4 protein-coding genes are annotated in these 6,909 nt (G+C 60.2%); all 4 read right to left on the bottom strand.

From position 1 onward, the window contains the following. A partial coding sequence (locus tag EOA86_RS16075; protein WP_164891776.1) for an ABC transporter substrate-binding protein occupies positions 1-1,843 on the bottom strand: 1,843 nt, incomplete at its 3' end. Further along, positions 1,840-3,735: an ABC transporter ATP-binding protein gene (locus EOA86_RS16070; protein WP_128342508.1), complete on the bottom strand. Its 1,896-nt coding sequence runs from the start codon at positions 3,733-3,735 to the stop codon at positions 1,840-1,842. The genes EOA86_RS16075 and EOA86_RS16070, both read right to left, overlap by 4 nt. Before the next feature lie 148 nt (positions 3,736-3,883). Next, the gene (locus tag EOA86_RS16065; RefSeq protein ID WP_127208221.1) at positions 3,884-5,224 is read right to left on the bottom strand and encodes an adenylate/guanylate cyclase domain-containing protein; all 1,341 of its coding nucleotides are present in this window, start codon (positions 5,222-5,224) and stop codon (positions 3,884-3,886) included. Between the two features lie 182 nt (positions 5,225-5,406). Further along, positions 5,407-6,792 carry a nucleotide sugar dehydrogenase gene (locus EOA86_RS16060; protein WP_245497286.1) on the bottom strand — a complete coding sequence of 462 codons (1,386 nt, stop codon included), beginning with the start codon at positions 6,790-6,792 and terminating at the stop codon, positions 5,407-5,409. Between the last annotated feature and the right edge of the window lie 117 nt (positions 6,793-6,909).

The raw sequence follows: 6,909 nt of genomic DNA, 5'->3' as shown, positions 1-6,909 counted from the left end.
GGTCATAGCCGTAGAGCGCCTTGTCAGGCAGATTGCGCAGCCGCGAGGACGCCAGGACCGGCTGATGCGTTCCGTTCACGGTGCCGATCGAAAACACCTGATCGGTGTAGATCGACAGCATCGAATTCCAGATTTCGGCGCGCTCTGTGGCTTCGGTCGATGCGTTCCAGCGTTTGAGCAAAACCATCAGCTCGACCACAGGCGGAAGATCGGGCGCCTCACCGACCTTGCCATGAGACAAGTAGTGAGCACCCCAGAGCGGCCATTGCAGCTGGTCGTCGATGGTGGGGGCCAGCTGGTACGGGTTCATGTCGGCGGTCGGCACGCCATTGTCGATGCCCGACCACATCGACATCATGATCTGGCCGCCAAGCGCGCGGCTGCGGAAGATATCGCGCTGCGAAGTCCGGATGAACAGGGCGATCCCGATCTTGCGCCAGTGATCGGTGATGAGTTCGAGCGCGTCGGTTTCCAGCGTACTTTCGCCGGCCGTTTCCACTATGATCTGCGCAGGGCGCCCATCGGGAAGTATCCGCAGGCCGTCATCGTCACGCGTCTGAAGCCCGACCTCGTCGAGCAAGGCATTGGCCTGGTCGGGATCATGGGCGACCCAGGCTTTCGCGAATTCCGGCCGGTAGAGCGGGCTCTCCGGCAGGACCGTATCGGCACTTTCCTGCGCCAGTCCGTAGAACACGGCCATATTGATCTCGCGCCTGTCCACAGCGAGCGAAAGTGCGCGGCGCACGCGCACGTCACGCAAAAGGCCACGCCACGTCCGGTCGGCACAATTCAGATTGGGCAGCAGCGCCAGTCGCGAACCCTGTGTGCGTTTCCAGAGATGCATCTTCACCGGGTACCGCTTCTCCGCGTCCTTCAGGAAGGCGTAATCGCTGAAGTCAATTCCCAGGCTTTGCAGGTCGCTCTCGCCCGCACCGGTCTTGGCCGAGATGATCGCCGACGAGCTGACATTCATGACGATCCGGTCAATATAGGGCAGTTGCCGGCCATTCTCGTCTATTCGATGAAAGAACGGGTTGCGCTCGAAGACGAATTGCTCGGCCGGCGGCTTGGTCCGGTTCTGCCAGGGATCGAGCGTCGGCAGTTCCGGGTTCTCCGGGCGATACTGCCGCGACATGCGGATATGCAGAAGCGTCCATTTCTTGGCCCGGTTCTCCTTCATTAGGCCGGCGAGCCGGAATGGATCCTGGTATTTCTTGTGGAACTGCTTGAGATAGGCGGCCGGCAGAACAAGCGATAGCGGCGAAGCAGCAGCAAGCTTGGGCAGGAAGTCGGGATTGGGCCCATCCCAACTATAGCGGACCGTCGACGGATCGACGATCTCGAAGCGTGGCGGCTTGCCGGCCGCCAGCAGGGCCGGGGCAAGCCCGCCTTGCGAGAGCTCATCGTTCAGCCAGACATCTTCCCAGCAATAGCGGAAATCCTCCGGCGTCAGCAGGCTACCGTCAGACCATTTATGCCCTTCCCGAATCTTTAAAGTGAAGACGCGATCATCCGCTACGTCGAAACTTTCGAGGATGTCGGGTTGCAAGTTAAGCTTTTCGTCATAGCCGACCAGGCGAGCATACCCGTAGATCGTCATCATCCGGATATCTTTCTGGCTGCCGATGATCGTGCGCAGCGTGCCGCCATACTGGCCGGGCTGCCGGCCCATCGCGGCGAGGTTCAACGCGCGCGGGCTCTTGGGCAGGCGTTCGGCGAGTGCCGGGAGCGCCTTTGCCTTCAGCTTTGGCTGAAGAAATTCCGGCTCCAGATCGCCGGCGCGCGACGTGCCCGGCAGAAATGCCGAAGCCATGAGGCCAAGGACGGCGCGCCGGCTGATCAATGGCGTAGCTCGCTGACATCGGCCGAACGTCGGGCCAGCACGAGATGGCCACCGCCAAGATCGAGCGGCGACAGCATATCCTCGTCGCCCTCGTCGCGGAATTGCCGTCCCCATGCGCTGGTGTCGGAAGCGCCGCTGAGCTTAAGCGTCTTGAAATCCATCGGCCTGTCGAGATCGGGGAAAGGTACTGCGGCAACCAGTGAGCGGGTGTAGGGGTGGACCGGTTTCCTAAGCAGGATTTCGCGCGGCGCGAGCTCGACGATACGCCCGCCGCACATCACCGCGATGCGGTCTGCCATGTAGTCCACCACCGCCAGATTGTGGGATATGAACAGGTAGGTCAGGCCCAGTTCCTTCTGCAGGTCCTTCAGGAGGTTCAGGATCTGCGCCTGGACAGAGACATCGAGTGCCGAAACCGGCTCGTCGCAGATCAGGAGTTCAGGCCCCAGCGCCAACGCGCGCGCGATGCCGATACGCTGACGCTGCCCGCCGGAGAAACTGTGCGGATATCGCTTGATGAAGCGCGGATCGAGCCCGATTGCCTGCATCAGGCTCTTGACCGTTGCGAGTCGGGACGCGGCATTGCCGCGTTGATGGATTTCCAGCGGCTCGCTCAAGATGTTCTCCACCGTCATGCGAGGTGAAAGCGACGAAACCGGATCCTGGAAGACCATCTGGATTTTCGCGCGCAGCATGCGCAGGGCGTCTCCCTCGGCTTCCAAGACGTCGATCGGTCCGTCGCGGCCGTTAAAGATCACAGAGCCGCCGCTAGGGGTGACAGCCCGCATGAGGATCTTGCTGACGGTGGTTTTGCCGGAGCCGCTTTCGCCGACCAGACCCAGGCACTCACCCCGCCTGATATCGAAGCTCACGCTGTCCACGGCGCGAACAGAAGTTTGATGACCCGCTCCGAACCATTCGGACTTGCGGGTGGTGAAGGTCTTTTTGAGATCCGTGACCGACAGCAGGACGTCGTCCGGCCCCTTCGACGCCGGCGCCGTCTGCTTGCCGAGCAGGTTCTCGACATTCACCGGCACCTCGCGGAGCGCTTTTAGCCTTTCGCCAGGCTTCAGATCGAAATGCGGAACGGCTGCCATCAGGCCCTTCAGGTAAGGGTGACCTGGCCGGCGGAATATCGCCTCGACAGGTCCCGCTTCCATGATCTCGCCATGGTAGATGACCACCACCTCGTCGGCGACATTGGCGACCACGCCGAGGTCGTGCGTGATCAGTAGCATCGCCATGTTCAGCTTGGTTTGAAGGCCGCGCAGCAATTGCAGGATTTGCGCCTGGATGGTGACGTCCAACGCCGTCGTCGGCTCGTCGGCGATCAACAAGGCGGGCCGGCAGATAAGCGCCATCGCGATCATGGCGCGTTGACGCAATCCTCCCGAAAGTTCAAAGGGATACATGTCATAGGCGCGCTTGGGATTGGGAAAACCGACAAGGCCGAGCATTTCCTCGGTCCGCGCCTTGCGCTCCGCTCGAGCCATGGGCGTATGAATCTGCAGGGTTTCGCTGACCTGGTTGCCGATCGTGTGCAGCGGCGACAGCGATGTCATCGGCTCCTGAAAGATCTTGCCGATGCGGCTGCCTCTCAACGCCCGGATATCGGGTCCGTCACGCGGCATCTGCAGGATATCCTGCGTCGTGCCGGGCTTTTCAGGATCGGAAAACAGGATACGGCCGCGAACTTGGGCTGTGTTCGGCAAAATGCCCATCACTGCCTGGCTGATAACCGATTTTCCAGAACCCGACTCGCCCACAAGCGCGGTAACCTTGCCGGGGAGGACGCGAAGATTTGCACGCCTGACGGCATGCAACGGTCCCCCGATAATGGCAAAAGAGATGCCAACATCCTCGATCCGCAGCAGATCAACGCCCGAATTCATTCTCATACCAGCCCCACTCTGGCAGGTCCAAAAGGCGAGACTAGCGCATTGCCAGCCTAGAGCAACTTGGATTCGAAACAATCGCCAGTTCCCTGGCGGAACGGCGACCGGACTGCATACCAAAGGCGTTCGGATCAGATCGGGGCGGTTACTGGAGCTTCCTCGGGGCGCCCGCCGACAGCCGCGCTGCATCGCGATGAAGCAGCATGACCTGCTCGGCGTCGGATATTCGGTCGTAAATCGGCTCCAGCGTGCCGTCCTCATCGAGTGCGAGAGCACCCGACAGATCGGGTGAAAGCACCGTCAGCTTCTGTTTGATACCCGCCAGTCCCTCCTTGCCGAGCGTCAGCCAGCTGTTGGCGCCGCAATAGCCGGCGAAGTCCTTACTGGCGAGGATGCTGTGCGGATATTTCTTGGTCAGGGTCTGGAGGCGCTGGACCTCGTTTACAGCCGAGCCGAAGACAGAGAATGTTAGCCGGTCGGTAAGTCCGACATTGCCGAACATCACATTGCCGACATGCAGGCCGATGCCAAATTTTATGTCGCCCAATCCCTGCTCCTTTCTGCGCAGATTGAGATCCATCATGCGAGCGGTGGCCTTGTGCGTTGCCGCAAGAGCAGCCTGGCAGGCGGTCTCGGACTGCGCACGGTGCCTTTCGCAAGGGAAGACGGCAATAAAGCCATCACCTATGAAACTCATGATCTGTCCGCCTCTGCGATTGAAAGGTGCAGCAATGGCATCGAAAAACTGGTTCAGCGTATCGATGTAGATTTCGCGGCCGGCAGTTTCGGCAAGCCTTGTCGACCCGCGCATATCGGCCATGACCAGTGCGGCCCGGATTGTATCGCCCTCGCCGCGCTTGATCTGGCCGTCCAGCACGCGCCTGCCGGCGTCGCCGCCGAGATAAGTGGTCATCATGTTGTCGGCCAGCTTGGTGAGCACCGCCATCTTGGTTGCGATAGCGAGATGGTTCTGGATGCGCAGCAGCGCTGAAATCATGCTGTCGCTGAAGCCTGAAGCGCTGTCGGTGGACCAGGACCCGATCATGCCCTGACTGGTATTGCCGTTGAAGGGATGGACGAAAGCCATGTAATCGGTCACGCCCATAAGCCTGAGTTCATCGAAAATAGGAAATTCCGACGGCACCGACGGGTCGAGCCGGCGCCTCAGATGGTCGAGCTTGTGGCTGAGCAGATGGTAGTATGGGCTGGTCAGGAATCTGTCAGAATGAACGCCGTCCTTTTTGCGGAAGCCTTCCACTTCCATGCCCTGGCCGCGAAGCCAGGTGAAGCCAAGCGCGTCATAAAGCGGATGAAGCATCGAAAAGCTCAAATGCACCCGCTTCAACGGCAGGCCGGCAGCAGCCAGCCGTTCACAAAAGCCCTTTACCAATGTTTCCAGGTCGTCGCCTGCCAGCGCCGATTGGGTCAGCCAATCGGCAACCTTATCCATGAGAATGGTGGAAATTTCTGCTTGCGCTGTGCTCATGCTATCTTGAGACCCGTCGAAGACGAGCCATTCTCCTTTCTAACGACCCGAAGATAAGACCCTCGAAGTCAATAATGCCCTTGTCGGCAAAAGCGGTCGAAGGGACATTATGTGGCGAGGCTGCCGGCGGAGTGCAATCATGATCCTGCCATCAGGTAAAAAATTCGCCGGCTCAGACGCCGTCAGGCCTTCACCACAGTCTCTCGGGCTAGCCCGAGGCGGCCAAAAACATTGCGTGTGTCGACGATCAGAAGAGCGTGATCAGCGATCGCCTGATAGTCGATCGCGTCGTGGTCGGTTGCAATGACGACAGCGTCGAAATCCTTCAAGGCCGCCTCGGTCAATTCGACCGAGCGCCGCCCCTTGATCGCCATATGCTCCCGTGTGGTCGGGATCTCGTTAACATGCGGATCGTGGAATTCCGCCTTGCCGCCCCATTCCTCGATGAGTTCAATAAGCCGCAATGAGGGGCTTTCGCGGATGTCGGGCACATTCTTCTTATAGGCGAGCCCGATGATGAGAATGCGCGAGCGGCTGAGCGCCTTGCCGCAGCGCCGGTCCAGCGCCTTCGCCAGTTCATCGACCACATGACGCGGCATGGCCGTGTTGATCTCTGCCGCCAGTTCGATGAAGCGGGTCGGCAGTTCGTATTCGCGCGCTTTCCACGTCAAGTAGAAGGGATCGATCGGAACGCAGTGCCCGCCAAGTCCGGGGCCAGGATAGAAAGGCATGTAGCCGAAGGGCTTGCTCTTTGCCGCCTCGATCACCTCCCAGATGTCGATGCCCATCGCACCGAGCACGACCTTCAACTCGTTGACCAGGGCTATGTTGACCGAGCGGAAGATGTTTTCCGTCAGCTTGACCGCCTCGGCGGTCGCCGTGGTGGAAACCGGAACGACGGTCTTGACCACGCCCTGATAGAAAGCCTGCACGAGCGTCGCCGCTTCAATGCCGTCGCCTGCCACGATCTTGGGGATCGTCGCGACTTCAAAGCTACGATTGCCGGGATCCTCGCGTTCGGGCGAGAAGCCGAGGAAGAAGTCTATCTTCGACTGCAAGCCGGTTTCTTCCAGTATGGGCTTGATCACGTCGTCGGTGGTGCCGGGATAGGTGGTCGATTCCAGCACGATCAGTTGGCCGAGACGCAGATGCTTCGCGATGGTGCCTGCCGTGTTCCTGACAAAGGAGAGGTCCGGCTCACGGTTTTTCGTCAGCGGTGTCGGAACGCAGATGATGATGACATCGCAGCCGGCCAGTTCGGCAAAATCCGCAGTGGCGCGGAACCGTCCGTTCGCCACCTGGCCGGCAAGGGCTGTCGATGCCACCGCCTCAATGTAGGATTGGCCGTTGTTCAGGTTCTCGACCTTCTGGGCTTCGATGTCGAAGCCGGAAACCGGGAAGCCGGCGCGTGCGATCGCAACCGCCAGCGGCAACCCGACATAGCCCAGTCCAATCACGCCGACTTGCGCGGCGCGCGTCGAAATCCGGTTCAGAAGACGGTCATATGTCGATCGTGAGGCGTCCAAAAATCTGCTTTCCGTCAATTCGGACAGGCCGTCCGCTCCCATGGCGAGGCTCACCTGGTTCCCCAAGAACCCCGAGGCATATTGCGGAAAATCGATTTCCGCAAGCCGTCGTCAGACCGGCACCTTCGCCTTCAGGCTTGCGGCGGCCATCGCATAGCC

The organism is Mesorhizobium sp. M5C.F.Ca.IN.020.32.2.1 (assembly GCF_004023105.1).
Lineage (GTDB): Bacteria > Pseudomonadota > Alphaproteobacteria > Rhizobiales > Rhizobiaceae > Mesorhizobium > Mesorhizobium wenxiniae.
Note: the sequence above shows the minus strand (reverse complement) of the source record. Positions and strands in the feature narration are given on the sequence as shown.